Source organism: Methylorubrum pseudosasae (genome assembly GCF_029504475.1).
GTDB classification, from domain to species: Bacteria; Pseudomonadota; Alphaproteobacteria; order Rhizobiales; family Beijerinckiaceae; genus Methylobacterium; species Methylobacterium extorquens.
The window spans coordinates 5,178,323-5,204,928 of sequence record NZ_JAQGDU010000002.1 but is presented as its reverse complement, the minus strand read 5'-3'; the positions used below and the strand labels follow the sequence as shown (position 1 = coordinate 5,204,928).

General features: G+C 70.2%; 19 protein-coding genes and 5 pseudogenes. 12 read left to right on the top strand and 12 right to left on the bottom strand.

What is annotated here, in order from left to right; genetic code table 11:
- The first annotated feature begins 10 nt into the window (after window positions 1–10).
- Window positions 11–463 carry a molybdenum cofactor biosynthesis protein MoaE gene (locus tag M2437_RS25495; RefSeq protein WP_003597736.1) on the top strand — a complete coding sequence of 151 codons (453 nt, stop codon included), beginning with the start codon at window positions 11–13 and terminating at the stop codon, window positions 461–463.
- A gap of 104 nt (window positions 464–567) precedes the next feature.
- Window positions 568–1,726, top strand: a pseudogene (locus M2437_RS25490) (AI-2E family transporter).
- A 50-nt stretch (window positions 1,727–1,776) separates the two neighbouring features.
- Here the strand turns inward: M2437_RS25490 and mqo are convergent.
- The 7 genes and pseudogenes from mqo to zwf all read right to left on the bottom strand — a co-directional run bounded on the left by mqo (window position 1,777) and on the right by zwf (window position 13,011).
- Complete coding sequence (mqo, locus tag M2437_RS25485; protein WP_253389039.1) at window positions 1,777–3,429, bottom strand: malate dehydrogenase (quinone); 1,653 nt, start codon at window positions 3,427–3,429, stop codon at window positions 1,777–1,779.
- Window positions 3,430–3,773: 344 nt separating this feature from the next.
- Window positions 3,774–4,938 (bottom strand): annotated as a pseudogene (locus tag M2437_RS25480) (VWA domain-containing protein).
- A pseudogene (locus tag M2437_RS25475) lies at window positions 4,935–7,257 on the bottom strand (DUF5682 family protein). The pseudogenes M2437_RS25480 and M2437_RS25475 overlap by 4 nt, the downstream one beginning before the upstream one ends.
- 8 nt (window positions 7,258–7,265) lie before the next feature.
- Entirely contained in the window at window positions 7,266–8,366 is a 1,101-nt protein-coding gene (locus M2437_RS25470) for an ATP-binding protein (RefSeq protein ID WP_253389037.1), read from the bottom strand.
- A complete protein-coding gene (locus M2437_RS25465; RefSeq protein ID WP_253389036.1) occupies window positions 8,363–9,946 on the bottom strand; it encodes a DUF5691 domain-containing protein in 1,584 nt (527 codons plus the stop codon). The genes M2437_RS25470 and M2437_RS25465 overlap by 4 nt, the downstream gene beginning before the upstream one ends.
- Window positions 9,946–11,313, bottom strand: a complete 1,368-nt coding sequence (locus M2437_RS25460) for an SWIM zinc finger family protein (protein ID WP_253389035.1) — start codon at window positions 11,311–11,313, stop codon at window positions 9,946–9,948. The genes M2437_RS25465 and M2437_RS25460 overlap by 1 nt, the downstream gene beginning before the upstream one ends.
- 195 nt (window positions 11,314–11,508) lie before the next feature.
- The gene (gene zwf, locus M2437_RS25455) at window positions 11,509–13,011 is read right to left on the bottom strand and encodes a glucose-6-phosphate dehydrogenase (RefSeq protein WP_253389034.1); all 1,503 of its coding nucleotides are present in this window, start codon (window positions 13,009–13,011) and stop codon (window positions 11,509–11,511) included.
- A gap of 133 nt (window positions 13,012–13,144) precedes the next feature.
- On the opposite strand from zwf, the gene M2437_RS25450 reads away from it, so the two are divergent.
- The 3 genes and pseudogenes from M2437_RS25450 to M2437_RS25440 all read left to right on the top strand — a co-directional run bounded on the left by M2437_RS25450 (window position 13,145) and on the right by M2437_RS25440 (window position 14,402).
- Entirely contained in the window at window positions 13,145–13,393 is a 249-nt protein-coding gene (locus M2437_RS25450; RefSeq protein WP_056507176.1) for a type II toxin-antitoxin system ParD family antitoxin, read from the top strand.
- Entirely contained in the window at window positions 13,390–13,680 is a 291-nt protein-coding gene (locus M2437_RS25445; RefSeq protein WP_253389033.1) for a type II toxin-antitoxin system RelE/ParE family toxin, read from the top strand. Before M2437_RS25450 ends, M2437_RS25445 begins: the two co-directional genes overlap by 4 nt.
- Window positions 13,681–13,761: 81 nt before the next feature.
- Window positions 13,762–14,402 (top strand): annotated as a pseudogene (locus tag M2437_RS25440) (uracil-DNA glycosylase family protein).
- Between the two features lie 7 nt (window positions 14,403–14,409).
- Here M2437_RS25440 and M2437_RS25435 read toward each other — a convergent pair.
- Complete coding sequence (locus tag M2437_RS25435; protein WP_253389032.1) at window positions 14,410–15,936, bottom strand: alginate export family protein; 1,527 nt, start codon at window positions 15,934–15,936, stop codon at window positions 14,410–14,412.
- Window positions 15,937–16,260: 324 nt separating this feature from the next.
- Between M2437_RS25435 and pyrF the strand changes: the two genes are divergently transcribed.
- Window positions 16,261–16,959 carry an orotidine-5'-phosphate decarboxylase gene (gene pyrF, locus M2437_RS25430; protein ID WP_253389031.1) on the top strand — a complete coding sequence of 233 codons (699 nt, stop codon included), beginning with the start codon at window positions 16,261–16,263 and terminating at the stop codon, window positions 16,957–16,959.
- Between the two features lie 2 nt (window positions 16,960–16,961).
- Window positions 16,962–17,306: a DUF1330 domain-containing protein gene (locus M2437_RS25425; RefSeq protein WP_003605408.1), complete on the top strand. Its 345-nt coding sequence runs from the start codon at window positions 16,962–16,964 to the stop codon at window positions 17,304–17,306.
- Window positions 17,307–17,325: 19 nt separating this feature from the next.
- Here M2437_RS25425 and M2437_RS25420 read toward each other — a convergent pair whose 3' ends face one another.
- The 3 genes from M2437_RS25420 to dut all read right to left on the bottom strand — a co-directional run bounded on the left by M2437_RS25420 (window position 17,326) and on the right by dut (window position 19,081).
- Window positions 17,326–17,949 carry a TetR family transcriptional regulator gene (locus M2437_RS25420; protein ID WP_253389030.1) on the bottom strand — a complete coding sequence of 208 codons (624 nt, stop codon included), beginning with the start codon at window positions 17,947–17,949 and terminating at the stop codon, window positions 17,326–17,328.
- Window positions 17,950–18,171: 222 nt separating this feature from the next.
- Window positions 18,172–18,372 (bottom strand): hypothetical protein, encoded by a 201-nt coding sequence (locus M2437_RS25415; RefSeq protein WP_003605412.1) that lies wholly within the window; start codon window positions 18,370–18,372, stop codon window positions 18,172–18,174.
- Window positions 18,373–18,574: 202 nt separating this feature from the next.
- On the bottom strand, window positions 18,575–19,081 hold the full coding sequence (dut, locus tag M2437_RS25410) for a dUTP diphosphatase (protein WP_253389029.1): 507 nt from the start codon (window positions 19,079–19,081) through the stop codon (window positions 18,575–18,577).
- A gap of 96 nt (window positions 19,082–19,177) precedes the next feature.
- On the opposite strand from dut, the gene M2437_RS25405 reads away from it, so the two are divergent.
- The 3 genes and pseudogenes from M2437_RS25405 (at window position 19,178) to M2437_RS25395 (ending at window position 21,404) form a co-directional block, all read left to right on the top strand.
- Window positions 19,178–19,960, top strand: a complete 783-nt coding sequence (locus M2437_RS25405; protein WP_253389028.1) for a DUF429 domain-containing protein — start codon at window positions 19,178–19,180, stop codon at window positions 19,958–19,960.
- Entirely contained in the window at window positions 19,957–20,490 is a 534-nt protein-coding gene (locus M2437_RS25400) for an NUDIX hydrolase (RefSeq protein ID WP_015822135.1), read from the top strand. The genes M2437_RS25405 and M2437_RS25400 overlap by 4 nt, the downstream gene beginning before the upstream one ends.
- A gap of 226 nt (window positions 20,491–20,716) precedes the next feature.
- A pseudogene (locus tag M2437_RS25395) lies at window positions 20,717–21,404 on the top strand (carbonic anhydrase).
- Between the two features lie 220 nt (window positions 21,405–21,624).
- Here the strand turns inward: M2437_RS25395 and M2437_RS25390 are convergent.
- Complete coding sequence (locus M2437_RS25390; RefSeq protein ID WP_253389027.1) at window positions 21,625–22,548, bottom strand: 3'(2'),5'-bisphosphate nucleotidase CysQ family protein; 924 nt, start codon at window positions 22,546–22,548, stop codon at window positions 21,625–21,627.
- A gap of 362 nt (window positions 22,549–22,910) precedes the next feature.
- Here M2437_RS25390 and chpT point away from each other — a divergent pair, with 362 nt between their 5' ends.
- Window positions 22,911–23,651 carry a histidine phosphotransferase ChpT gene (gene chpT, locus M2437_RS25385; protein ID WP_012253137.1) on the top strand — a complete coding sequence of 247 codons (741 nt, stop codon included), beginning with the start codon at window positions 22,911–22,913 and terminating at the stop codon, window positions 23,649–23,651.
- 177 nt (window positions 23,652–23,828) lie between these two features.
- Complete coding sequence (locus tag M2437_RS25380) at window positions 23,829–26,576, top strand: hybrid sensor histidine kinase/response regulator (protein ID WP_253389026.1); 2,748 nt, start codon at window positions 23,829–23,831, stop codon at window positions 26,574–26,576.
- Window positions 26,577–26,606: the final 30 nt, after the last annotated feature.

Sequence of the window (26,606 nt, the reverse complement as noted above, 5' to 3'; positions counted from 1 at the left end):
TGTGTGGGTCATGACGGTCAGCATCCAGTCCGAGCCCTTCGACACCGCCGCCGAGATCGCCCGGATCGAGGCGGAACTGGCCGGCCGGGCCGGGGCGGTGGTGACCTTCTCCGGCCTCTGCCGCGACGAGGCGGGCCGGCTCGCCGCGCTGGAGCTGGAGCATTATCCCGGCATGGCCGAGGCCGAGATCGCCCGCGTGGTGGAGGAGGCGCGCGCCCGCTGGCCGGTCCAGGCCCTGCGGGTGATCCACCGCCACGGGCTGGTGCGGCCGGGCGAGGGCATCGTCCTCGTCGTCACCGCCTCGCCGCACCGCAAGGCTGCCTTCGCCGCGGCCGACTTCCTGATGGATTACCTCAAGACCCGCGCCCCGTTCTGGAAGCGCGAGCACCTCGCCGACGGCACCACCGGCGGCTGGGTCGCGGCAACGGAGGCCGACGCCGCCGCTGCCCAAGCCTGGGTCTGAATCCCGGGCCTGAATTTCGGACCTGAATTTCGGGCCTGACACATCACCGATTGTCCCGGGGTCTTTTTTAGCCCCGCATGAACTGCGAACGGATCCCCCGAACCATGACGGCTCCCCCTTTCAGCCCGCCGGCCAACCCGCCGGGCGCGTGGCGCCTCGCGGCCGCGGGCATCGCGGTCGTGGCCTTCGCCGCCGCCCTCTGGCTCGCCTGGACCGCGGCGGCGACGCTGCTGCTGATCTTTTCCGGCATCCTGTTTGCGGTCTTCCTCGATGGGGTGACCCGGGGCCTCGGATATGTGCTGCCGATCGGGCGCGGGTGGCGCCTCGCGATCGCCAGCCTCGTGCTCGCCGCCCTCGCGCTCGGGCTCACGGCCTTCGGCGGCGCCACCGTGGCGAGCCAGGCACGCGATCTCGGCACGACGGTGCGCCAGCAATCGGAGACCGTGCGCGACTGGCTGAAGGAGCGCGGGCGTCGAGATCGACCTGTCGCAGGGGGCACCGGCGGAGGCCGGAGAAGGCAAGGGCCAGGATACGGGCAAGGACGCGGGCAAGGACAAGAACGAGAAGGAAGGCGGCCTCGCCGGCCTCGCCTCGGGCGCCCTCAAGAGCCCCGGCTCGCTGCTGTCGGATGCCGGCAGCGTGCTCGGTCCGGCGGCGACCGTGGTGATCGCGCTGTTCAACGCGCTCGGCAACGTCCTCGTGATCGTCTTCCTCGGTGTTGCCATCGCCGCCGACCCGGGGAGCTACCGCGACGGCGCCCTGCGGCTCGTGCCTCCGCGCCACCGCGAGAAGGGCGCGCGCGTCCTCGACGGATCGGGCGAGACCCTGCGGCACTGGCTGTTCGGGCAGCTCGTGACCATGGCCGCGATCTTCGTGCTGACCTGGGCGGGCTTGAGCTTCCTCGGAATCGGCGGTGCGCTGATCCTCGGGCTCCAGGCGGGCCTGCTCGCCTTCGTGCCGACCATCGGGCCGTTGATCGCGGGTCTGGTGATCGTGCTGAGCAGCCTCGCTTCGGGGCTGAACGGATTGCTCGGGGCGCTCGGCGTCTACCTCGCGGTGCAGGCGGCGGAGAGCTACGGGCTCACCCCGTTCATCCAGCGCCGCGCCCTCGACCTGCCGGCGGCGACGATCTTCGCCGGCCAGCTCCTGCTCGGCGTGCTGTTCGGCCTGTGGGGCGTGGCGCTCGCGCTGCCGCTCGTGGCCGTGATCAAGGTGCTGCTGGAAGAACTCTACATCGAGGACGGGGCCGAAGCGGAGGCCTGACGGTCCGCTCCGGCCCCGATCACCTTACGGCGCCAGGTTACGGTGCCAAGTTACGGCGCCATGTCGGGGACCGACTTGACGGTCCCCATCTCGGATGCGGGCGTCGGCTGGGCCGGGGTGCCGATCTGCGGCGGCGGGGTGAGCTGCAGGTGCTCGCTGGTATAGGCCAGCGCCTGTTGCACCCGCTGCGGATCGCCGTTCAGCTTCGTGCCGTAGCTCGGGACGATCTGGCGGATCTTCGCCTGCCATTCGGGGCTGGCGACCTTCTGCGCGAACACCTTCTCCAGCACGGTCAGCATGATCGGCACGGCGGTGGAAGCGCCCGGCGAGGCGCCGAGCAGGGCGGCGATGCTGCCGTCCTTGGCGCTCACGACTTCGGTGCCGAGCTTGAGCACGCCGCCCTTCTCCGGGTCGCGCTTGATGATCTGCACGCGCTGCCCGGCCTGGACGAGGCGCCACTCGTCCTTCTTCGCATCGGGGAAGTACTCGCGCAGGGCCTGGTAGCGGTCCTCGTCGGACAGCATCACCTGGCCGGCGAGATACTCGATCAGCGGGTACTGCTCGACGCCGACGCGGACCATCGGCCAGACATTGCTGGTGGTGGTCGAGGTCAGCAGGTCGAAATACGAGCCTTCCTTCAGGAACTTGGTCGAGAAGGTCGCGAACGGTCCGAACAGGATCACGCGCTTGCCGTCGAGCACCCGCGTGTCGAGGTGCGGCACGGACATCGGCGGCGAGCCGACCGAGGCCTTGCCGTAGGCCTTGGCGAGGTGGCGCAGGGCCACGTCCTGGTTATCGGTGACGAGGAACGAGCCGCCGACGGGGAAGCCGCCATACTCGTCGGCCTCGGGAATGCCGGTGGCCTGCAGCAGGTGCAGCGCGCCGCCGCCCGCGCCGATGAACGCGAACCGGGCATCGACCGTGTGGCGGCTGCCGTCCTTCAGGTTCTTCGAGGTGACGCGCCAGGTCCCGTCCTTGTTGCGCTCGAAGCTCTCGACCTCGGTCGAGAGGCGCAGGTCGAACTTCGGACCGCTTTTCAGCGAGGCGATGTACTGGCGAGTGACCTCGCCCCACTCGCAATCGGTGCCGAGCGGCGACCAGGTGGCGGCGACCTTCTGCTTCGGGTCGCGGCCCTCCATCATCAGGGGGACCCACTTCTTGACCTGCTCGGGGTCGGTCGAGAACTCCATCCCGGCAAAGAGCGGGCTCGCCTTCAGCGCCTCGTAGCGCTTGCGCAGGAAGGTGATGTTGTCGTCACCCCAGACGAAGCTCATGTGGGGCGTGGAGTTGATGAAGGAGCGCGGGTTCTTCAGCACGCCCTTCTGGACCTGCCACGCCATGAACTGGCGCGTGACCTGGAAGGCCTCGTTGATCTCGACGGCCTTGTTGATCTGGACGTTCCCCTTGGAATCCTCCGGGGTGTAGTTCAGCTCGGCCAGGGCCGAGTGGCCGGTGCCGGCATTGTTCCAGCCGTTGGAGCTTTCCAGGGCCACGCCGTCGAGCCGCTCGACCATCTCCAGCGACCAGTCGGGCTCGAGTTCGCGCAGCCAGACACCGAGCGTCGCGCTCATGATGCCGCCGCCGATCAGCAGGACATCGACCTTGCGGGGCTCGTCCGCCGCGAGCAGGGGCGAACCCGGCAGAGCCGTCGCCGCCAGACCCGCCAGCGCGCCGCCGAGAACGTGACGCCGGTTCATCGGCATCAGACTATATTGCACATTGGCGGAACGGATGTGCAGTTTATCGTCATTATTCATTTTATTTTTCGCGCCGCTCAAAAATTTATTGGCCCGAGTGGTCCGCTACAACACGTTCGGGCGAGCGACAACCCGCCGATTACATGGCTGCCATGCCCTGAAACCTTGAACACTCGCAGCCGATTGTCAGGCCAACCCCAGGTCGCCGACCGCCCCCGTGACGAACCCGTGCGCAAGCCCTCAGCGCGCCGCCGAGCGCTCCACTCGGCGGACGCTCCCCAGCAGGGCGAGGACCCACAGCAGCGGCCGGACGAGACTCCCGGACTTAGGCTTTCGGGGAGGGCGGCCGCTCAGCCGTCATGGGCGGCCGGGACCGCGGCGATGCCGGCGCCGGCGGCCCAGGCGTTGAGATCCTGCTTGCGGATCGCCGCCGCCATCATGTCGGGGAAGAGATCCGGCGTGCAGGCGAAGGCGGGCACGCCGAGTGCGGCGAGGCGTGCGGCCAGCCCGCGGTCATAGGCCGGCGCGCCCTCGTCGGAGAGGGCGAGCAACGCCACCACCTGCACGCCGGCAGCAACGAGGCGCTGCGCCTGGGCGAGCAGGCCGGCCTCGACCCCGCCCTCGTAGAGATCGGAGATCAGGACCAGCACCGTGTCCTCGGGCCGGGTGATGCGCGAGGCGCAGTAGCCCACCGCCCGGTTGATGTCGGTGCCGCCGCCGAGCTGGACCGAGAACAGCACCTCGACCGGATCGTCCATCGCGTCGGAGAGATCGACCACCTCGGTGTCGAACACCACGAGCCGGGTCGAGACGGCCGGCAGCGAGGCCATCACCGCCCCGAAGATGCTGGAATAGACCACGGAATTGGCCATCGAGCCGGATTGGTCGATGCAGAGGATCACGTCTTTCAGCGATCCGCGGCTTTTCCGCCCGTGGCCGAGGCGGGTCTCGGGGATGATGGTGCGGTACTCCGCCTGATAGTGGCGTAGGTTCGCCCGGATGGTGCGGTTTCCAGTCGATCTCGGCGTGGCGCGGGCGACGGTTGATGCTGGCGCGGTCGATCGCCCCGGTCACGGCTTGGCGCAGGGGCTCTTCCAACCGCTTCATCAGCGCGTCCACCACCTTGCGCACCACGAGCCGCGCCGTCTCCTTGGTGCGCCCGCCGAGCAGGCCGCGCATGGAGATCAGGGTCGAGACGAGGGAGACGTCGGGCTGGACCGCCTCCAGCATCTCCGGCTCGGTCAGCATCCGCTTGAGGTCGAGCCGCTCGAAGGCGTCGCGCTGCATCACCTGCACCACGGAGGCCGGGAAGTAGTCGCGGATGTCGCCGAGCCAGCGCGGCACGGAGGGCGCGGAGGCGCCGAGACCGCCCTTGCGATCGGAATCGTAGAGGGCGCCCATCGCCCGGTCGAGCCGCTGGTCGCGCTCGCTCAGGGTGCAGCCGGTGCCCTCGGCCGCTCCGCCGCCGAGCACGAGGCGCCAGCGGCGCAGGCGTTCCGCTTCGCGCGCGCTCATGCGGCGTCTCCGGTGGTTTCGTCCGCGGTTCTGGGGGGCTCGGTGCCGAGCAGCAGGCGCAGGATCGGCAGCACCTTGGCCGCGCGCGCCGCATCGAAACCCCGGGCGCCTTCCGCCTCGCCGGGAGCGGCCCCGCCCGGCCGGGCCAACGCCTCGCCGACCGCCCGGCGCTCGGCCGGCGCCAGCGTCGCGAAGGTGCGGCGCACCAGCGGCAGCAGCTCGGTGAAGAGATCCGCGTCGAGGCCGCAGAGCCATTCATCCACGACGGCGAGCAATTCGCGCCCGTGGATCAGCACGGTGCCGCTATCCTCCAGAAATCCCTCGATCCAGGCGGCGGCCGGTCCCGCACCCGAGGCCCGCGACAGGGCGAGGCGCAGGCGCTCGCCGGCCTCCGCCGCCGCGATGGCGCGCTCGTCGAACAGCAGACGCACGGCGCGGCCGACGACGCGGCCGTGGACATGCTCCTGATCGGCCAGCGCCCGCAGGGCCTCTTGCCAGACCGCCTTCAGCTCCGGCTCTTCGATCAGCCCGACCGCGCCGGAGACGGCGACGATGCGCGCCTTGGCCGCTGCCGCCGCGTCGTCGTCGAGGCTCTGGCAGGCGGCGACCAGCCCGGCGGCGGCGCGCGGCACGAGGTCCCGCACCACGGCGAGCACGGGTTCGGTGTCGGAGGAGCGTACGGAGCCGTAGCGGGCGAGTTCGGCGAGCGGGGGCAGCGCGTCCATCAGGTCGAACACGTCGGCCGAGACCGCGGCGCGGTCGTTGAGCGCGCGGATCACCTCCGCCGTGGCCTCGGCGAGGTCGGCGTCAAGTAGGGTGCCGATCAGGCCGGAGAGCTCGGCAACGCGGGTCGCCTCGCGGGCGCGGACCCGCACCCGGCCGGCGGCGGCCTCGGCGATGGTGCCGCCCTCGGCTGAGGCCGCCACCAGCTCCACCACCCATTCCGGCTGCCAAGCCAGGAACCAGCCCTCCTTGAAGGTACCGCGCCCGCGCGCACTCCCGCCGCTCCCCCCAGGGGATGCCGATCAGGCTCAGCCGGTTGAGGAAATGGCTGCGGGCCAGATCCGTCTCCTTGCGCAGGTCGAGGGTGATCTCGCCCGCTGCCGCGCCGGGTTTCAGGCGCAGGCGCTTGCACTGCGCCTCGAAATCCGCCTCGACCGGGGTGCCGGGGCTGTCCGGCGGGGTGGCACCAAGGCGCTCGCCGATCACGAGCTTGCGCCGGATCAGCCCCATCGGCGCCGGGTCGGCAAAGCAGAGCGTGGCCTGGGCGGCTTCATCGAGATCGTCGAGGGAGGGCCGGGACCGGCCGCGAAAACCCGCCAGCGCCTCGGCGAGCCGGGCCGCCTCGATCACCGAGGCCGGCGAGGCGTCGAGATCGTTCTCGCGCAGCAGCGTGGCGGCCCTCGCGAGCCAGCGGGCTGCGACCCGTCCCTCGTGGTGCCACAGGGTGTCGTACCATTCCGGCGAGAGCACCCCGGCGCGGTAGCCGGAGGCGAAGGCCAGCCGCTCGTAGGACCAGGGCGCCCAGGCCGCGGCGACCTTCGTCTTGGGCAGGTTCTTCAGGGTCGCGGTATCCGCCGTGGCTTGGCCCTTGGCGTCGTGGCGGGCGAGCGCGGGCACGTGCCACGCGCCGCAGATCACGGCGATGCGCTCGAATCCGTCCTTGGCCGCCCGCCGGATCGCGCCGCGCATATGCGCCTCACGCGCCTCCTCGCGGAACGCTTCGTCGGGGTCGGTCTCGGCGCCCTCGCGCAGGGCCGCCATCGCCTCATGGATCGCGGCGAACACGTCGCCGTCCGCGCCTGCGCGGCTCTCGACCAGCGCGTCCCACCAGCGCTCGCCGTCGGGGTAGCCGGCGAGTGCCGCGAGTTCGCCGAGCGGATCGCGCCGGATCGCGGCCGGTGCCGGCCTGTCCTCGGATGGGGTTTCGGCCGGCTCGGAAACCGGCTCCGCATCGATCGGCGCGGCCTCGGGCGGAGCTTCCGGTGCGCCAAAGCCGTCGGCGAGCTGGTTCGCGTGCGGCAGGTCGATGAAGCGCAGGGTCGCGCCCGCCGTGACGCCGAAGCGCATCGCCACCCATTCCGGCGAGAAGGCCGCGAAGGGGAAGAAGGCGCAAGTTCGCGGCCGGTCCGGCCGGTAGACGAGGAGCGCGACGGGCGGCGCCATCGCCTCGTGAGCGGCCAGCGGGATCAGCACGTCGGCGTCCGGCGGCCCCTCGATCAGCAGGCAATCGGGGTTGAGCGCGTCGAGCGCCGCCTTGAGCGAGCGGGCCGAGCCGGGTCCGTGGTGGCGGATGCCGAAGAGACGGATGTCAGGCATCGCTCGGATCACGCGCTCGCGCGAGCGGCCTTATAGAAATCCTTCCAGCCGTCGCGCTCCTTCACCACGGTTTCGAGGTATTCGCGCCAGACGATGGCGTCCTGCACCGGGTCCTTCACCACGGCGCCACTGATCCCCGAGACGAGGTCGTGGGCCGAGAGGCGGCCGTCGCCGAAATGCGCGGCGAGTGCGAGCCCGCTGCCGACGACGCTGATGGCTTCGGCCGTCGAGAGCGTGCCCGAGGGCTGCTTCACCTTGCTCTTGCCATCCGCCGTCACCCCCTCGCGCAACTCGCGAAAGATCGTGACGACGCGGCGGATCTGCTCGGCGCCCGGCGGCTCGGCCGGAATTTCGAAGGCGCGCCCGAGCGCGGCGACGCGGGTCTCGACGATGGCGATCTCGGCCTCGATCGTGGCGGGCGGCGGCAGCACCACGGTGTTGAAGCGGCGCTTGAGCGCGCTCGACAATTCGTTGACGCCGCGGTCCCGGTTGTTGGCCGTGGCGATGAGGTTGAAGCCTTTTTGCGCCGCCACCTCCTCGTTCAGCTCGGGGATCGGCAGGGTCTTTTCCGAGAGGACGGTGATGAAGCTGTCCTGCGTCTCGGAGGGGATGCGGGTCAGCTCCTCGACGCGGGCGATGCGGCCCTCGTTCATCGCCCGCATGATCGGCGAGGCCACCACCGCCTCGCGGCTCGGGCCCTTGGCCAGCAGCAGCGCGTAGTTCCAGCCATAGCGGATCGCCTCCTCGCTGGTGCCGGCGGTGCCCTGCACGATCAGGCGCGAGGTGCCGCAGATCGCCGCCGCCAGATGCTCGCTGACCCAGCTCTTGGCAGTGCCCGGCACGCCGAGCAGCAGCAGCGCCCGATCGGTGGCGAGTGTCGCCACCGCGACCTCCATCAGGCGCCGGTCGCCGATATATTTTGGCGTGACCTCGAAGCCCGACGGGAGTTTGCCGCCGAGCAGGTAGGTGACGACCGCCTGCGGCGACATCTGCCAGTTCGGCGGGCGCGGCCGGTCGTCGGAGTCGCGGAGCGCCGCGATCTCCTCGGCGAAGGCATCCTCGGCGGCTTGGCGCAGCTGCGCGGTCTTGACGGAGTGGGTCGATGTCATCCTTGAGCCGTTCCCCCTGTGGTGGTTTCCGGTCGGAAGTCGCGCCGGATCGCGGCGCGCAGTTCCAGCACGCCCGTCAATCCCGTGAGCTGCGTGCGCAGGCGGTCGCCCTCCCCCTCCGGCAGCCGCGCCAGGATGACGGCGGCCGCGGCGGCGCTGTCGTCGCTCGGCCAGAGCCGGTCGCCGAGGCGGGCGATCACCCAGGGCTTGGCGAGATCGCGCCGCAGGGCGTCCGACCCGCGGGTGACGAAGGCGAGCCAATCGAGCAAAGCGGCGCTGAAGGACTCGGAAAAGTGCTCTGGCCCGGAGCCCAGCACGGCCAGCACCACCTCGATCTTGCGGGCGCGGATCAAAGCCGCGACCCGGGCCTCCCATTCAGCATCGGGGAGGAGATTCAGCGCCTCCGCCCACATCCCCAGAACTTCGTTGGTGCGGCGGACGCCGGTGACCTTGCCCTCGTAGGTGTCCGCCGTGATGTCGGCCATCGCGTCCGCCCAGGCCGGGTCGAGCGTGCGCTTGGCCGCCGAGAACAGGCCGTGGAAGACCGGGTCGGCCCACTCACTGCGCAGGGCGAGCTCGATCCAGAGCCGCGGCGGATGCGCGGCGAAGGCGTGGAGCGGCGCGCGTGCCAGGATCGCCCGCAGCAGGCCGGCGCGGGCACCGCCGCCACGCCGCTCCCAGCTGTTCGCTTCGATGCCGTCGCGGGCGAGGTCCGAGCTCTCCTCCGGCAGGGTGACGACGAGATTGTGCGTGGTGCCGCCGAGCAGCTTGCGCTTGCTCTCGACGCTCAGCGCGGCCCGAACGCGGGCCGCCATGCGCTCGGCATAGCGCGAGCCGGGAAGGCCCGGCAGCAGGTGCTGCGCGGCGAGCCGCACGCCGCTCGCGCGGTCGTCGAGGCAGGCCTCGAGAAAGGGCTCGTCGGCCGCCGACAGGCCGGTCGCCAGCGCGTGAACCAGGGCCTCGCGCGCATCGGCCTTCTCCTTGCGGAAGAGCGGTTCCAGGGCGGCGCGCGCGCCTTCCGGATCGCGGGCGCGGAAGGCCGCCAAAGCGGCGCGCCGCTCGGCCACCGTGCCTTCCGTCCATTCCGAAGCCTCCGCCGCGTCCGATCCGTCGGCCGGGGCCTCGCCGCAGGCGCGGGCGAGCCAGTCGAGTTCGGCGCCCACGACCGCCTGCGCCGCGGCGGGCAGGGTGCCGCGCTGGAGCATCAAGGCCTGGAGCAGCCAAGCGGGCGGGCGCGTGCCCGTTGCGGCGGCGCGTTCGAACCATTCCTCGACGCGGCTGCGCGCGCTGGTGCCCTCGGTGAGGAGGCCGTAGAGCCGCGTCGCGGCCGCGGGCGGGCAGTCCGGGCCGAAGCGGCCGCGCTCCTCCAGCGGCGTCAGCGCCTCCGGCCCGAGTTCCAGGCCGGCGCGGTGGTGGGCGCCCTCGGCGGCGAGCCGTGCCAGCAGGGCGGCGCCGGGATCGCTCTCGACGACGTGGGCGGTCAGCGCCGAGAGCGCCGCGGGTGGGGCGCGCTCGGCGCCGAGCAGCGCGGCGGCGAGCGTCGGCTCCCAACCATCCGGGGCAGGTTCGGACGCGTCCATCAGGCCACCTGCAGCAGGACGGGCTGCGAATCCTGCGCCGGCATCGCGTAGAGGCGGCCCTCCGCAACCAGGGCGAGGGGACTCAGGCCATAGCCGTCATAGAGGCCGAACAGATCGACCGGCCGGCCCGCCGCCACCGCGAGCAGGCTCGGCAGGCGCGGCTCGGCCCGCAGCGCGAGGCTGCCGGTCTCGTCGCCCGCCGCGAAGGCCGCCGCGCTGCCGGCGGCGAGGCGCCCGAGCCGCACGCCCGCGAGCCGCACCGGCCAGCGCTCGAGCCAGGGCGCGCGCGACAGCGCGTTGGCGAAGGCGTCCCGCGCCGCCGCGACGCTGGCCGCGCCGGGCAAAGCCGCCTCGGCCGCCGGGCCGGCCTGGCCCTCACGAAACACGGCCCGCAGCGGTGGGTCGCCGGGCTGGAAGGCGAGCGCACCGGAAAAATCCTGGCCGGCGGCGGGGGCCGGCGGCAGGGGCGCGCCCGCGGTTCCGTAATCGATGACCTGAGCCAGGGCGCCGCTGGCGCGGCCGACGAGCCAGACGGAACGGGCCGTCAGCCGGTCCTCCTCCTCGACCGCATGGGCCAGCACCGCCCAGGTGTCGGCATGGTCCGGCCGGGCCGCCATCTCCTCGGCGCTGACGGGGTAGCCGAGCGCCGCGCGCACGCCCGCCGCCTGTTCGGGCGACAGCGCATCGAGGCGGCGCGCGGCCCGGAGCAACAGGGCGAGCCGGCCGAGGCCGAGGCCGAGCGCGGCTTCCGGCCGGGGCGCGCCGGCCTGAGGCGCCGCCGCGATCAGCCCCGGCAGGGCGCGCACCCGGCGGGCGAGGCCCGGCGCCTGCCCGTCCACGAGGCGCCCGGCCATGCGGTCCCAGAAGGCGTAGGGTTCGCCCCGCGCGGCGGCGAGGCCGCGCCGCATCAGGTCGCGCAGCCACAGGTCGAGTTCGTCGAGCGCGGCCGCGACCCGATCCTCGCGGGCCTGACGCCGCTTGGCCTGCGCCCGCTCGTCGACCGGCTTGGCGGGTTCCTTCGCCCGGGTCTCGGCCGCGGCGGCGCGGCTCTCGCGCCCCTTCATCCAGGCGGCGGCCCAGTCCGGCGGCTCCCCCTCGGCGATCGGCGCGCTCGCATCGACCAGCATCAGGCCGAGGCCGTGCTTGCAGGGGAACTTGCGGCTCGGGCAGGTGCATTTCGAGGACGGCCCGGCGAGATCCGCGACCGTGCGGTAGGGGCTCGCCCCGCTGCCCTTGATCTCGCCCCAGATCACCGTGCCCGCCCGGCCGAGGCCGGCCCATTTCTGCGGTTTCGCCTGATCCTGCCCGGCCTTGCGGCTCGACGCGTCGGGGGCGAGATCGAGGATCTGGGCAGTCGTCAGGCTCATGCGGCGCGTGCGGCTGGATGTCCGTCAGTCGAATCGTTGGACAACCAGATTAGACAGATCGGCTTGATGAGCAAGTTTTCCTGCGATCCGGATTTTCGCTGAGCCGGCAATCCTCTTTACGACGGCTGATCTGAGACTAATCTAAGAATTATTCCAATTCACCGCGCCGGGCACGAATCATAGCCTGCGGGGCGCTCAGCCCTGCTCGTCGGTGTTGCGCCATTCCCGCTCGAAGGGCAGGCGCCATGCCTGCGGCGCCACGAGCTGGTGGATCGATTTCGGCCCCCAGGAGCCCGGTGCGTAGAGCCGCACCGGCGGGGGCGCCTCCAGGAGCGGCGTCGAGACCTCCCATAGCCGCTCGATGCCCTCGGCCGTGGTGAACAGGGTGTGGTCGCCGCGCATGGCATCGAGGATCAGCCGCTCATAGGCCTCCAGCACCTCGCCCATCAGGCCGGTATCCTTCATGTTGAACTGGAGCGAGAGCTTGTCGAGCCGCATCCCCGGCCCCGGCCGCTTGCCGTAGAAGGAGAGCGACATCTTTGAGGCGTCGGCGAGATCGAAGGTGAGGTGGTCGGGCCCCTGCGCGCCGACCCCCGAATTGACCGGGAACATGCTTTTGGGCGGCTCGCGGAAGGCGATCGAGATGATGCGCTGCCCCTCCGCCAGCCGCTTGCCGGTGCGCAGGAAGAACGGCACCCCGGCCCAGCGCCAGTTGTCGATGCGGCACTTGAGGGCGATGAAGGTCTCGGTTTCCGATTGCGGATCGACGCCGGGCTCGTCCCGGTAGCCGGCATATTGCCCGCGCACCACCTCGCGCGGGTCGAGCGGGAGCATCGAGCGGAAGACCTTGTTCTTCTCTTCCGAGATCGGGCCGGGTTCGAGGGAGGTCGGCGGCTCCATCGCCATGAAGCCGAGGATCTGGAACAGGTGGGTCACCACCATGTCGCGATAGGCGCCGGTCGCCTCGTAGAAGGCCGCGCGGGTGCCGAGGCCCAGCGTCTCCGGCACGTCGATCTGCACGTGGTCGATGAAGGTGCGGTTCCAGATCGGCTCGAACAGGCCGTTGGCGAAGCGGAAGGCCAGGATGTTCTGCGCCGGCTCCTTGCCGAGGAAGTGGTCGATGCGGAAGATCTGGTCCTCGGAGAAGACCTCGTGCAGCCGGTCGTTGAGCGCCACCGCACTCTCCAGATCGGTTCCGAACGGCTTCTCCATGACGATGCGCGAGCCCGCGGCCAGACCCGCCTCGGCGAGCAGGCGCACCACGGTGAGCGCCGCGGCGGGCGGCACGCTGAGATAATGCAGGCGCCGGCTCTCCTGGCCGGGATGCGCCTGGGCGAGACCCGCCTCGGCGCGGGCCACCGCCCCGGCGAGTGCCTCGGCGCCGGCCGAGAGCGATACGTAGTCGAGCCGCTCGGCGAAGGCCGCCCATTCCCCGTCCCCGGCATGACGGGTGAAGAACCGGTCGATCGCCTTGTGCGCATGTTCGCGGAACGCCTCGACGCCGATATCGTCCAGCGACACGCCGACGATGCGCAGGTCGGGGATGAAGCCGGCACTGAACAGGTGGAACAGGCCGGGCAGGAGTTTTCGCTGGGCGAGGTCGCCGGTGGCGCCGACGAGGACGACGACCTGCGGATATTTCGGGCCGACGCCCGCCCCCAGCCGTGACGCGCGCGATCCTGCCAAGCGGGCCTCCATCGGCGCGCCGGACTTGCGCGCACAGGGTGAGGTAGGGCCAGCGCGATTCGTGCCAAGCTTGTGCGGGCGCGACGCGTTTGGCCAGGATTGCGGAATACCAAGATCGGGTACATCTTGCCGGCCGGAGGGATCGATGCCGCGAAACACGTCCGTCTCGCTCGGCGAGCACTTTGCGCAGTTCATCGACCGCCAGGTCGAGGGGGGACGTTACGGCTCCGCCAGCGAAGTGGTCCGGGCCGGGCTTCGTCTCCTTGAGGAGCAGGAGGCCGCCCTCAACACGCTCCGGGCCGCGCTGATCGAGGGGGAGGAAAGCGGCTCGCCCGAGCCCTTCGATACGGAGACCTTTCTCCGGGAAAAGCGTGAGGGCGCGATCCGAGGATGAGCGTCCGCCTCTCGCCGAGGGCGCGCGCGGATCTCAGCCGGATCTGGGACGATTCGGCCGAGCGCTGGGGAGCGGATCAGGCCGACCGCTACATCCGCCTTCTGGCTGGAGGCTTCGACCGATTGGCGGAGGATCCGGCTCGGGGTCTAAGGGCCGACCAGATCCGCAAGGGGTATTTCCGCCTCTCCGTCGGATCGCACGTCCTATTCTACCGCCTGGGCGCCGAGGGCGGCATCGAGGTCATCCGCATCCTTCACGGGCGGATGGATTTCAAACGCCATCTTTGAGATCGCATCGCGACGGGATCGATGGGCCTCGGGCGCGGTGCCGCATCGCGCCGCCGGATGATCCACCCCATTTCCGCGGCGATGTCCGCCGCTCCTGAAAACTTCGAAGACACCGCCGCCCGCCTGCGCGCCTGCCGGCTCTGCCGCGACGCGCCCCTCTACGGCGCGCCCCTGCCGCACGAGCCGCGGCCGGTGGTGCAGGGCTCGGCCACCGCGCGGCTGCTGATCGCGAGTCAGGCGCCGGGCAACCGGGCGCGCATCGCAGCGGCATCCCGTTCAGCGATCCGTCGGGCCGGCGCCTGCGCTACTGGCTCGGGCTCGACGAGGCGGCCTTCTACGATCCCAGGCGGGTGGCGATCCTGCCGATGGGCGCCTGCTTTCCCGGCCTCGACGCCAAGGGCGGCGACCGGCCGCCACGGCGGGAATGCGCGCCGACCTGGCGGGCCGACCTCCTCGCCGGGCTGCCGCAGCTCGATCTGATCCTGGTGATCGGCCAATACGCGCAAGCCTGGCATCTCGGGCCGCGTCCGGGCGGCCTCACCGAGACGGTCGCCCGCTGGCGCACGATCCTCGACGCCTCGGCGCGACCGCGGGTGCTGCCGCTGCCCCACCCCTCCTGGCGCAACAACGGCTGGCTCCGCACGAATCCATGGTTCGAGGCGGAGCTGCTGCCGGTGCTGCGCGCCGAGGTAACCGCGGTGATGGCGGGAGAGGCGGGGTGAGGATCGCTCAGAAGAAGTACGTCGTCGTCATGTAGCCGTAGATCGTGTCGCCGGTGTTCGGCGCATTCGGCGCGTTGCGCAGCACATCGCCCTTGAGGAGGTAGGCGACGCCGCTGTCGAGCACGATCGAGCGCGGCACCAGCCAGTAGCGCACCCGCCCCTCGATCTGGTGGCCGGCGAAGCTGCCGGAGCGGCCGGTCCGGTCGCGCACTCCGGTGGCGGCGAAACTGTCGGTCGGGTTTTCGAGCCAGAGGCTGCGGTAGTCGATGAAGGCGTCCCAATCGGGGTCCGGCGCGACCTCGAACCGGATGCCCGGCGAGATCAGGTTCGCTCGCTGAACGGCGCCGTAGAGGCTCGTCGGGCCGTAATCGAAGCGCCGCGCGCCGTAGAGTGTGTCGAAGCGGGTGTAGCTGTTGGGGTTGGCGCTGTCGCCGGTGGCGTGGTCGTAGTGGAGCGAGATCCGGGGCGCCCACGCGGTCTTGAAGGTGTAGCCGGCCTCGGCGTGCACGAAATAGGCCGACACGGGCACGTCGGTCACGTCGGTGATGGCGGCGGTGTTGCGCGCGACGCCGAGCTGACCGACCATTTCGAGTTCGTGATCGAACTGCCCCGGCTTGGGCACGCGGTAGAGCCGGAAGCCCGGCGTGAAGAGACGCCGGTCGCGGGTCTGGATGCCTTCGAGCTGCGAGCCGGAATCGCGTTCGAGCAGCCCGTAGCCGTAGGCCTCCAGGATGCCGCCGAGCACGCCCGCCTTGGTGAAGATGCCGCCGAAGAGCTGGGTGTCGAGGCCCTCGTGATCCCATTCGACGCTGTTGCTGAGGACGCCGGCGCGGTCGTCGGGCAGGCGGTAATGCGGCAGGGTGTAGAACAGGCGCAGCCGGTCCTTGGCCGCATTCTCCCAATCGTAGGCGATGCCGGTGAAGGCGTTGATGGTGTTGCGGAACTGGTTGCGGGCGATCAGGCGGCGCGAGCCGACATTCTGCGTGAAGCGCCCGACGGTGAGCGTGCTCACGGTGCCGAGGCCCGCGACATCCGCCATGTCGAAGCCGAGATAGGCCTGGCCGAGCTCGAACGCGTTCACCTCGGTGGTGGCGATGGAGTTCGAGTTCCGGCGCTGGAAATAGGCCCGGCTGTCGAAGATCTCGCCGCCGAACCGGACCGGGCCGCTGTCGTACTCGGCAAACAAAGTGGTTTGCATCGAAAACAGATCGTTGGTGGCCGGCGCGGGGGCGGGGCGGAACTGCCCGCCGAGCCCTTCGGCCCGCGGCCGGAAGCTGCCCTGGATCTTCCAGTTCTCGGGCTTGCCCAGGGCCTCGTAGAGGGCGAAGTACGGCTTCTGCTGCAGCGTCTGGCCCGGCGCGACCTGCGCGGAGGCCGCCACCGGAATCAAGCTGCCCAGAGCCGCCGCGAGACGGACCAGGCCTGTCACGGGCCGAGGCCTGGACTGTCGTCCCGCGTGAAACACCTGGCCGCGTCTTCCGAAAATATCGGATCTGTCAGACCGTTGCAGGCTAGCCTCGAACATACCGAACACAGGAACCCCTCGATATTCAATTTTTGTCGGATTGTTCGGGATTATGTTCGTAAGATCTTGGCGTTAAAACAGGAAAGTATGCCAATTTTCCAGGACTCAGGAGGAGTTCCTCGTGCATAGACAGGAAAAAGCCGAGAACAATCTCTCATGTCCAATCTACGAGAAAGAAAGATATTTAATCCGCCACACCGGCTGAATTTCACGGCGGCGGCATCGCGCAACGGTTGCGGTGGCGTCTCGCCCCACCCGAGATCCGGCGTTGACAGGCGGCCCTCCTTGGGAGGATCGCTGCCGGCGCGCTTCCATCCACGTAACGAGAGCCCGATGCCGGAGAGTGCCGACCCTCGCGACCGCCTGATCGTCGCCCTCGACCTGCCCGACGTGGAGGCGGCGGAGCGGCTCGTCGCGCGCATCGGCGACGCGGCGACCTTCTACAAGATCGGCTACCGGCTGGCCTATGCGGGCGGGCTCGATTTCGCCGCGCGGCTGGCGAAGAGCGGCAAGAAGACCTTCCTCGATCTCAAGCTCCACGACATCGGCAACACCGTCGAGGAGGGGGTGCGCTCGGCCTCGGCCCTGGGCGCGACCTTCCTGACGGTGCACGCCTATCCGCAGACCATGCGCGCGGCCGTGCGCGGGCGGGGGCCGGGCCTGAAGATCCTCGCCGTCACCGTGCTGACCTCCTACGATGATGCCGACGCGGCCGAAGCCGGCTACGCGCTCCCCGTCGCCGACCTCGTGGCACGCCGGGCGGAGCAGGCGGCTGAGATCGGCATCGACGGGATCGTCTGCTCGGCGGCCGAAGCCGGAGCGGTGCGCGACCGGATCGGCCCGTCGGGGCTGATCGTGACGCCCGGCATCCGCCCGGCGGGCGCGGAGGCCGGCGACCAGAAGCGCGTGATGACGCCGGGGCAGGCGCGGGCGGCGGGCATCGACCATGTGGTGGTCGGACGCCCGATCACCGGCGCCCACGACCCCCGTGCCGTCGCGCAGAGAATCATTGCCGAGATGAAGGACGCTTAGACATGGCCAAGGGCTTCTGGATCGTGCGGGTCGATGTGAGCGACGCGGAGGCCTACAAGGCCTATGCGGCCGCCAACGGTGCCGCCTTCGCCCGGTTCGGCGGGCGCTTCCTCGTGCGCGGCGGCGCCTTCGAAGCCGTGGCGGGGCAGGCGCGGGCGCGCAACGTCATCGTCGAGTTCCCGAGCTACGACGACGCCCTCGCCTGCTGGAATTCCGACCTCTACCAATCCGCCCGCGCCCTGCAGAAGGGCGGCGCCGAGGCCGACATCCTGGTGATCGAAGGGTATGACGGACCGCAGCCCGTCGTCTCCGAGCCCTCGCCGATGCCGGGCACCGCGTCGGAGTAGATCCTCGCGTCGGGCGGGTTCAGCCGCCCGACCGCAGGGCGCCGAGCAGGAAAGCGATCATCACCGGCAGCGGCGGCTGGATCGTGTTGGGCTGGCGCCCGACCAGCATCGGGTGGCAGTAGCGGGTAATCCCGGCCTGGAGGCAGGCCGCCGCGCTCTTCGGATCGGCGACGGTGAAAACACCCTCACGCACGCCGTCGGACACCACCCGCGCCAGCACCGCGCCGATGCGATCGAGATGCGCTTGGCAGACGCCCCAGCTCTCGCTCATCGCCGCTTCGACCATTTCGTGGACGCGCGGATGCGCCTCGAAGCGGCGGCGGCAATCGTCGTGGAGCGCGGTGACGATCCGGGTGAGCCGCTCGGGCGCGTCGAGCTTCGGCGCATCGGCGATCGCGACGATCATCGCCTCGATCTCAGCGGTCACCTGCTCGACCACCGCCTCGTTGATCGCCTTCTTCGATTCGAAGAAGCGATAGACGTTGGCCGGACTCATCTTGAGGGTACGGGCGATGTCGGCGACCGTGGTCTTCTGATAGCCGATGTCTTGGAACGACCGGGCCGCCGCCTCCACGATCCGGTCACGCGTCGTCGGCGCGGCTTCGCTGGACGATGGAAGAATCTGAGCCGTGGCGGCGGGCATCGTTGTCAGTACCTAAGCTTCGACTCCGGCTGCTTGGAAAACGTGCGAGTCCGGTGATCCGGTCCTCAAAGCGGAAGTTGTGCAAGCCGTTCCACACACAAGCACTTAGCCGATGAAAGAACGCTGAAAATATGGACCGGCCGCTCGCAGGATGCCGGCCCGCGCCGATTCTGACGCAGGGCCGGGAGCCGGCGGAATGCGTTCAGGTCCTGAAGCGAACCGTCAGGAGCCGAATTGCGAGCCGAGCTGTTCGAGATACTCGGCCAGGTCGAGACCGCCGACGCGCCGACCGTACTCGAACCGCATCCCGCGCCGGATATCGACCTGGGTCGATCGGGTGTTGAGCGTGAACGGTTTCACACAGATCCAGGCGCCGTCGGTGCGGTGCTCGAAGAAACCGAGGATGTCGTGGGGGGCGGCCATGGTTTGTCTCGCAGGTGGATGCGGAGATCCAACGGCATACTGACAAAAGAGTTCAATCGTTCCGGCGCCGTTTCCCTCGAACAAGCTTGCTAGGCTGATGGCAAGCTTGTCCGGACGATGGGAAGTGCTTCGAATGGCCAAGCTTGTACTGAAGTTCGCCGAAGATCGTCGGCGGGGTGGGTTCCCGTGATGGAGGCGGCTTTCAGCGCCGGCCGGTCGAGCCGAAGCCGCCCTGTCCCCTGCTCCCTTGCCCCCCTCCCCCTGGCCCGTCCGGCTCCGGCGCGCCGTCGCAGATCTCGAAATCCGGCCGCAGGACGCGGGTGAAGACGAGCTGCGCGATGCGCTCCCCCGGCTCGATACGGATCGCCGCGCCGCTGCCGGGCGGGTTGCGGTTCCAAGCGGAGATCAGGAGCGGGCCCTCGTAATCGGCATCGATCACCCCGGTGCCGTTGCCGAGCACCAGGCCCTCCCGGTGCCCGAGGCCGGAGCGGGCGAAGACCAATCCGCACCAGTCGGATTCACCGATCCGCAGCGAGAAGCCGGCCGGGATCAGCGCGGGCGGCGCCTGCGGCTCCAGCACCAGGGGGGCGTCGAGGCAGGCATGCAGATCGAGCCCCGCGGCCGCAATGCTGCCCCACCTGGGAAAGCCCCATCCGGCAAGCCGCGGATCGAGGATGTGAAGGCCGACCTTCGAAGGGGATTGTGACAAAGGGGACTTCTCGACGTCCGGGTGAGACTGCGGAAAAGCTTTCTCCGAAGCGGCGGCATGGGGCAATCGGGGGCCGGGAGCAATCGGGGTGAGCGGATGGCACGCTGGGTGGCGGGGCTGGATGGGTGCCGTGGGGCCTGGGCAGGCGCCCTGATCGATCTCGACGATCCGGCACCCTGGCGCTGCGCCCGCTTCCCGCGGGTGATCGACCTGCTCGACGGGCCGGAGGCTCCGGTCTGCGTCGGCATCGACGTGCCGATCGGCCTGCCCGACCGGGTGAGCGGGGGACGCTCGGCCGACCGGGCGGCGCGGGCGTTTCTCGGGGCGGGGCGTTCCAGCGTCTTCCCGGTGCCACCCCGCGCAGCGGTCTATGCCGGGAGCTACGACGAGGCGAAGGCCCTGTCGCGGGCGCATTCCGAGCCGCCCTTCGCGCCCTCGATCCAGTGCTGGAACATCCTGCGCTACGTGCGGGAAGCCGACGAACTCCTGCGCGCGCGGTCCGATCTCGTGACGCGCCTGCACGAGGTGCATCCGGAGGTCGCCTTCTTCCGCCTCAATGGCGAGCGGCGTCTCGGAGCCGGCAAGAAGGGCCCGGCCCGTGCCGAGGGTCTTGCCGCGCGCCGGACCCTCCTGCTCGCCGCCGGGCTGCCCGCGGCGATGGTCGGTTCGCCGCCGCCTCCGGGTGTCGCCGCCGACGACCATCTCGACGCCATGGCCGCCCTCGTCGTCGCCCGCGACATCGCCGAAGGCCGCGCCGAGTCGCTTCCCAACGCGATCGAGCGCGACAGCTATGGCCTGCCGATCGTGATCTGGGCGCCCGCGCCCCTTCCTGCACCCCTTCCCGCGCCCCAATCGGTGCCCCTTGCCATGAGGAGTTGAGCCCCGTGACCGATCACCCCGACACGGATCTGCCGACGCGCGACATCGCCCGCGCCCTGGTCTTCGATCCTTCGAACCGCCTTCTCCTGATCGAGTACGAGGCGGTGCGCCCGATCGATCCCGCCGATCCCGATGCCCGCGGCTTCTGGTTCATGCCCGGCGGCGGGCTGGAGCCGGGCGAGAGCCACGAGGAGGCCTGCCGGCGCGAACTCTCGGAGGAGATCGGCGTCGCTGAGGTGGAGCTTGGACCCTGCGTCGCCGTCTGCGACGGGCCGTTCCACCTGTTCCGCAAGCCGCGTCATGCCCGCGAGCGCTACTTCGTGGTCCGGCTCGCGAGCGACCGCGTCGATACCAGCCGACTGGCCGAGACCGAGGACAATCCCGTCCGCGGCACCCGCTGGTGGCCGCTCGATGAACTCGCCGCTTCGGCCGAGCGTGTGGAGCCCGCCGGACTGGCCAAGCTGGCGCAACGAATCGCCGCTGGCGACGTTCCGGACCAGCCCGTCCGCCTGACTTGGCGGGACGCTTGAGCTTCCTCTCACGGCATGCCAACCGCCCCGTGCGGCGAGCGTGCCGACGCGCGGAGGCTGCGCGCGCTTGTCCGGCCGGCATCGGGGATCGACGCCCCGGCCTTCGCCGGCGCCATCGGCCACACGCCATGTGCGCAAGCGCATCCGCCGGAGGGGATGGATTCGGCGGGTCAGACCGTTTGGTATGCGCGTCACCAATTCAGCAACGATGAAAGGACAACCGCCCATGTTTCCTCAGGTTCTGACCGACGGTTACCGCAGCTTCCTCGGCGAGCGGCTGCCGAACGAGCGGCGCAAATACGAGATGCTCGGCAAGGAAGGCCAGGAGCCTGAAGTCCTGCTGATCGGCTGCTGCGACAGCCGCGTCGCCCCCGAGGTGATCTTCAATACAGGCCCGGGCCAGATCTTCACGATCCGCAACGTGGCCAACATCGTGCCGCCCTCCCCAGCCCGACGGCGCCTATCACGGCACCTCTTCGGCGATCGAGTTCGCGGTGCAGGCCTTGAAGGTGAAGCACATCGTCGTGCTCGGCCACGCCACCTGCGGCGGCATCAAGGCGGCCGGTTTCGGTGCCGAGCCGCTCTCCTCGGGCAACTTCATCGGCAGCTGGGTCTCGCTGGTCCAGCCGGCGACGAAGAAGCTCGCCGAGGCCGGCGACAGCAAGGACAAGGAGGGCTACCTCACCCGCCTCGAATACACGATGATCGGGCAGAGCCTCGAAAACCTGATGACCTTCGACTTCATCCGCGAGGCGGTCGAGGCGGGCAAGCTGCACCTGCACGGCGCGCATTTCGGCATCGAGACGGGTGAACTGCGCATCCGCAACCCGACGACCGGCGAGTTCGAATCCGTGGTCTCCCGCGACGGCCAGTCGCTCGCGGCGTCCGCCCTGATCGGCTGCACCGCGGCTTAAAAAACTGACTGGGTGAAGTCCTCGGCGGCCGTCCCCATCGGTCTCGTCTGCCGGGCACAAGGTCCGCCCGGCGGGCCAAGATCGGACGCCTCATGAGGCGCGTCTGAGGGGCATGGTGCTGAAGGTAAGCCTGGACGAGGCGGTCGGCTCTTTCGGAGTGGGCCGTCTCGTCGGGCCGAGCCACCCTGACCCTGCTCTCTGCGGGCACGGCGTTCGATCGCTATTCCTGGCCGGCGGCCTCAACCGCCGCCCCCGCGCGGCGCCGGTCGAAATAGGACACGGCGCTCTGCTGCGGCAGGGTGAGGGCGTCGCGATAGGCCGCTGAGGCCAGCGCCGCGAAGGGGCCGTTGCGGTAGAAGCGGGCATGATGGCCGTAGGTGATCGTGGCGCCGTCGGGCCCGACGACGCGCCCGCCGGCCATGGTCAGCACGTGGTCGCCGGCTGCCGTGTCCCACTCCATGGTGGGGACGCAGCGCACGTAGAGATCCGCCTCGCCCGCCGCGATCAGGCAGAACTTGAGCGCCGAGGACGTGACCCGCCGCTCGCCGATCGGCAGCCGGTCCAGGCAGGCATCGGTGTCGCTGTCGCCGTGCAGGCGGCTGACGAGGGCGACGAGACCGTCGGCGGGGGCCGCGCGCACGCCCACCGGCCGGAACGCGCCCGGTCGCCCCTCGCGGATCGGCGCCTCGCGGGCGGTGGTGCCCGCCGCCCAGACCCGGCCGAGCCCCGGCGCCGCCAAAGCGGCGGCGATCGGGCGGTCTCCCTGAATGAGGCCGATATTGACGCAGTACTGTTCGCTGCCGGCGAGGAAGTCGCGGGTGCCGTCGAGCGGATCGACGAGGAAGAACAAGGGTGCGGGCTGCGCGGTGCCGGAGGTCTCCTCGGCGATCACCGGGATGCCGGGGAAAGCCTGTCCCAGGGCCGCGACGATCAGCTCCTCAGAGCGGGTGTCGGCGAGGCTGGCCGGCGAGCCGTCCGGCTTGATGACGTGCGGGCAGTCGCTGCCGTGATAACCCCGCAGAATGCGCCCGGCCTCGCAGGCGATTCCGGCCAGCTGCTCCGCGATGGCGTCCCGCATCGCCGCCGAAACGGGAGCCGTCAGGGACGCCGGCGGATCGGCCAGAATGGGAGCGGGGGCGGTCATCGTAATGTCTTCAATGACGGAACCGGGCTTGTCGATCCGAAGTCTGAGCAAATCCGGTGCGCAAGCCCGCGTGATCCGGTCCCCATGACCGCCGGTTGCGGCGAATTGGGGACATCTGTGCCGTCGGGGCGGCCTTCACCGAGCCATGAGCCTCGCAAGAGGGATCGACGATCTGCCGTGGCGCCGTCGCGCGGGACCGGCGAGCCGGACGGATTGATGTCGCCGGCTTTCCAAAGCGGCCGCCGGTGACTATTCGCTTGGGCCCTATCCGGTGTCCGCCGCATCCGAGAGGCAGGCCACCTCCGCGATCGACGACACCACTTCACGACAGCCGGTTTCGACAACCGGGAACGGAGCGCGCCATGAGCGGTAACAGCAGCCTCACCCTCGACGCCCTCGATCTTTCGGCGCTGCTGTGCTCGCGCGTGTGCCACGACGTGATCAGCCCGATCGGCGCGATCGTGAACGGTCTCGAAGTGCTGGAGGACGACGACGACCCCTCGATGCGCGAATTCGCCCTCGAGCTGATCCGCAAGAGCGCGCGCACCGCCTCGGCCCGGATCCAGTTCGCCCGTATCGCCTTCGGCGCGGCGGGCTCGGCCGGCGCCTCGATCGATCTGGCCGATGCCGAGAAGGTCTCGAAGGCGATGTTCGCCGACGAGAAGACGCAGATCGCCTGGAGCGCGCCTCAGGCGCTGTTCCCGAAGAACAAGGTCAAGCTGCTGCTCAACCTCGTGGTGATCGCGTCGAGCGCGATCCCGCGCGGCGGCCTGATCGACGTGGCGGTGACCGGCGGCGGCGACGCCCCGCGCTTCGTCCTGCGCGCCAAGGGCAGCCATGCCCGCATCCCGCCCCATGTCGAGGGGCTGATCGCCGGCACGCCCGAGGGCGGCACCGTCGATGCCCACGGCATCCTGCCATTCTATGCCGGCCTCGTCGCCCGCGCGGCGGCGATGGACGTGCGCTTCACCATCGAGGGCGACGAGGTGACGGTCACCGCCACGCCGACCGAGGCGGCGGTCGGGCTGCCCGGCGCGCCCGCCCCCAGCATCGAGGACGAGCGCCCCTCCGACAGCGCCCCGCCGGACACGCAGCTCGCCTGACGCGGCCGACCCCGCAACTATCCCGCGGGAAAGCAGGCCGGGGCCGGTTCGCGCAAATTCTTGCAGCCGTCTTCTCAAAACAATTGTGAAGTCGGCTCCGCCCTCAACGCTTCAATAACTTTCCCAGGTGAGAGTGCTCGTCGCACGTCCCTTTGTGCGCGTAGACGAGTACCCCCCATGGACGATCTGCTTCGCGAGTTTCTGGTCGAGAGCGCCGAGCATCTGGACACCGTCGATGCGGAGCTGGTCCGTTTCGAACAGGACCCAAATAACCAGCAGATCTTGCGCAACATCTTCCGGCTCGTCCACACCATCAAGGGGACGTGCGGGTTTCTCGGCCTGCCGCGCCTCGAAGCGCTGGCGCACGCCGCCGAGACCCTGATGGGACGCTTCCGCGACGGCTATCCCGTCAGCGGCGCCTCGGTCACGCTGATCCTGGCCACCCTCGACCGGCTCAAGGCGATCCTCGGCGACCTGGAAGCCACCGGCTCCGAGCCGGCCGGCACCGACGACGACCTGATCGGGGCCCTGGAGAAGATGGCCTCCGACGAATCGCCCGCCGCCGCTGCCCCGCCCCCGCCGCCGCTTCCCGAGCTGCCGCCGATCGTCGAGCGCGAGCTCAAGCCCGGTGAAGTGTCGCTGGACGATCTCGAACGGGCTTTCATGGAAGCCCCCGGCCCCGACGATTTTGCCGCCGCGCCCGCCATCAATGCCCCGGCCCACGTCTTCGACGCCGGCGAGCCTGCGTTCGACAGCGCGCCCGAGCCCGCCGCCCCCGTCCAGGCTCCGGAGCGCCGTGCGGCCCCGGCCGCTGCGTCTCCCGCCGCCGAGGGCGGTGAGAGCGCCGTGGCTGCCAAGGTGCAGACGATCCGCGTGAACGTCGACACCATCGAACACCTGATGACGATGGTCTCGGAACTGGTGCTGACCCGCAACCAGCTCCTCGAGATCGCCCGCCGCCACGAGGATTCCGGCTACAAGGTTCCGCTCCAGCGCCTCAGCCACGTCACGGCCGAGCTGCAGGAAGGCGTGATGAAGACGCGCATGCAGCCGATCGGCAATGCGTGGCAGAAGCTGCCCCGCGTCGTGCGCGACCTCTCGGCCGAACTCGGCAAGGGCATCGACCTCGTGATGTCGGGCGCCGAGACAGAACTCGACCGCCAGGTGCTCGACGTCATCAAGGACCCGCTCACCCACATGGTGCGCAACTCGGCCGACCACGGCATCGAGTCCACCAACGAGCGCATCAAGGCCGGCAAGCCCGCCCGCGGCTCGATCCGCCTCTCCGCCTACCACGAGGGCGGCACGATCACGATCGAGATCGCCGACGACGGCAAGGGCCTCGACCTCGCCGCGATCCGCAAGAAGGCGATCGAGCGCAACTTCGCGCCCGCCGCCGACATCGAGCGGATGACCGACGCGCAGGTCGCGAAGTTCATCTTCCACGCCGGCTTCTCCACCGCCAAGGCGATCACCTCGGTCTCCGGCCGCGGCGTCGGCATGGACGTGGTCAAGACCAATATCGAGACCATCGGCGGCGTGGTCGACATCGCCACCGAACTGGGCAAGGGCACCACCTTCACCATCAAGATCCCGCTGACGCTCGCCATCGTCTCGGCGCTGATCGTCAAGGCTGGCGCGCAGCGCTACGCCGTGCCGCAGATCGCGGTGCTCGAACTGGTGCGGGTCGATCCCAAGGGCGACAACACCAGCGCGAACTCGATCGAGCGCATCCACGGCGCCCCGGTGCTGCGCCTGCGCGAGCGGCTCCTGCCGATCGTCACCCTCAACGGGCTGATGCGCGGGCAGGCGACCGTCGAGGAGGGCGAGGTCGTCGAGTCCGGCTTCGTGGTGGTGGCCCAGGTCGGCCGGCAGCGCTTCGGCGTGCTCGTGGACGAGGTCTTCCACACGGAAGAGATCGTCGTGAAGCCGATGTCGTCGAAGCTGCGGCACATCCCGCTCTTTGCCGGCAACACGATCCTCGGCGACGGCGCCGTGGTGCTGATCGTCGATCCCAACGGGGTCGCCAAGCTGGTGGGCCAGAGCGCGCAGTCGGGCGCGGCGACGGAGACCGAGTCCGACGAGGTCGAGGCCGGCGACGCCAAGGCGACGCTCCTCGTGTTTAAGGGGGGCGCCGGCGGCTTCAAGGCGGTGCCGCTCTCGCTCGTCACCCGCCTCGAAGAGATCGATGCCTCGAAGATCGAGCATCTCGGCGGGCGTCCGCTGATCCAGTACCGCGGCCGCCTGATGCCGCTGGTGCCGGCCGATCCCTCGGTTCCGATCCGCTCGGAGGGCAACCAGGCGCTGGTCGTGTTCTCCGACGGCGACCGGGCGATGGGCCTCGTCGTGGACGAGATCGTCGATATCGTCGAAGAGCGCCTCGACATCGAGATCTCGGCCGACCGGTCCGACCTCATCGGCTCGGCGGTTCTGCGGGGTCGGGCGACCGACATCATCAACATCGCCCACTTCCTGCCGCTCGCCTACGACGACTGGGCGCGGGGCCCGCGCAAGACGGTGGTCAAGGCGCCCTCGCTCCTGCTCGTGGACGACTCGGCCTTCTTCCGCGACATGCTCACCCCCGTCCTCAAGGCGGCGGGCTACAGCGTGACGACCGCGTCCTCCGCCGAGGAGGCACTCGGTCTGCTCAAGGGAAGCGCCGGCCTCGACCTCGTGGTCAGCGATCTCGACATGCCCGGCCGCAGCGGCTTCGACCTCGTCGCCGCCATGCGCAAGAGCGGCGGGCGGCTGGCCGAGATGCCGGTGATCGCGCTCACCGGCACGGTCGCCCCCGACGCCATCGAACAGGCGCGGCGCCTCGCGATCAGCGATCTCGTCGCCAAGTTCGACCGCAGCGGCCTGCTCGCGGCGCTCGCCGAAATCGGCGAAGCCGCCCAGGCGGCCGACGCCCGCGCCGCTGCCTGAACCACGAACGGACCGGAAGAGGAGACGCCG

Bases quoted from the DNA above. Each gene is read 5' to 3' on its own strand.
- M2437_RS25495 (WP_003597736.1), top strand. From the start codon at position 11: ATGACGGTCAGCATCCAGTCCGAGCCCTTCGACACCGCCGCCGAGATC.
- mqo (WP_253389039.1), bottom strand. From the start codon at position 3,429: ATGCCGATGAACCGGCGTCACGTTCTCGGCGGCGCGCTGGCGGGTCTG.
- M2437_RS25470 (WP_253389037.1), bottom strand. From the start codon at position 8,366: ATGACATCGACCCACTCCGTCAAGACCGCGCAGCTGCGCCAAGCCGCC.
- M2437_RS25465 (WP_253389036.1), bottom strand. From the start codon at position 9,946: ATGGACGCGTCCGAACCTGCCCCGGATGGTTGGGAGCCGACGCTCGCC.
- M2437_RS25460 (WP_253389035.1), bottom strand. From the start codon at position 11,313: ATGAGCCTGACGACTGCCCAGATCCTCGATCTCGCCCCCGACGCGTCG.
- zwf (WP_253389034.1), bottom strand. From the start codon at position 13,011: ATGGAGGCCCGCTTGGCAGGATCGCGCGCGTCACGGCTGGGGGCGGGC.
- M2437_RS25450 (WP_056507176.1), top strand. From the start codon at position 13,145: ATGCCGCGAAACACGTCCGTCTCGCTCGGCGAGCACTTTGCGCAGTTC.
- M2437_RS25445 (WP_253389033.1), top strand. From the start codon at position 13,390: ATGAGCGTCCGCCTCTCGCCGAGGGCGCGCGCGGATCTCAGCCGGATC.
- pyrF (WP_253389031.1), top strand. From the start codon at position 16,261: ATGCCGGAGAGTGCCGACCCTCGCGACCGCCTGATCGTCGCCCTCGAC.
- M2437_RS25425 (WP_003605408.1), top strand. From the start codon at position 16,962: ATGGCCAAGGGCTTCTGGATCGTGCGGGTCGATGTGAGCGACGCGGAG.
- M2437_RS25420 (WP_253389030.1), bottom strand. From the start codon at position 17,949: ATGCCCGCCGCCACGGCTCAGATTCTTCCATCGTCCAGCGAAGCCGCG.
- M2437_RS25415 (WP_003605412.1), bottom strand. From the start codon at position 18,372: ATGGCCGCCCCCCACGACATCCTCGGTTTCTTCGAGCACCGCACCGAC.
- M2437_RS25405 (WP_253389028.1), top strand. From the start codon at position 19,178: ATGGCACGCTGGGTGGCGGGGCTGGATGGGTGCCGTGGGGCCTGGGCA.
- M2437_RS25390 (WP_253389027.1), bottom strand. From the start codon at position 22,548: ATGACCGCCCCCGCTCCCATTCTGGCCGATCCGCCGGCGTCCCTGACG.
- chpT (WP_012253137.1), top strand. From the start codon at position 22,911: ATGAGCGGTAACAGCAGCCTCACCCTCGACGCCCTCGATCTTTCGGCG.
- M2437_RS25380 (WP_253389026.1), top strand. From the start codon at position 23,829: ATGGACGATCTGCTTCGCGAGTTTCTGGTCGAGAGCGCCGAGCATCTG.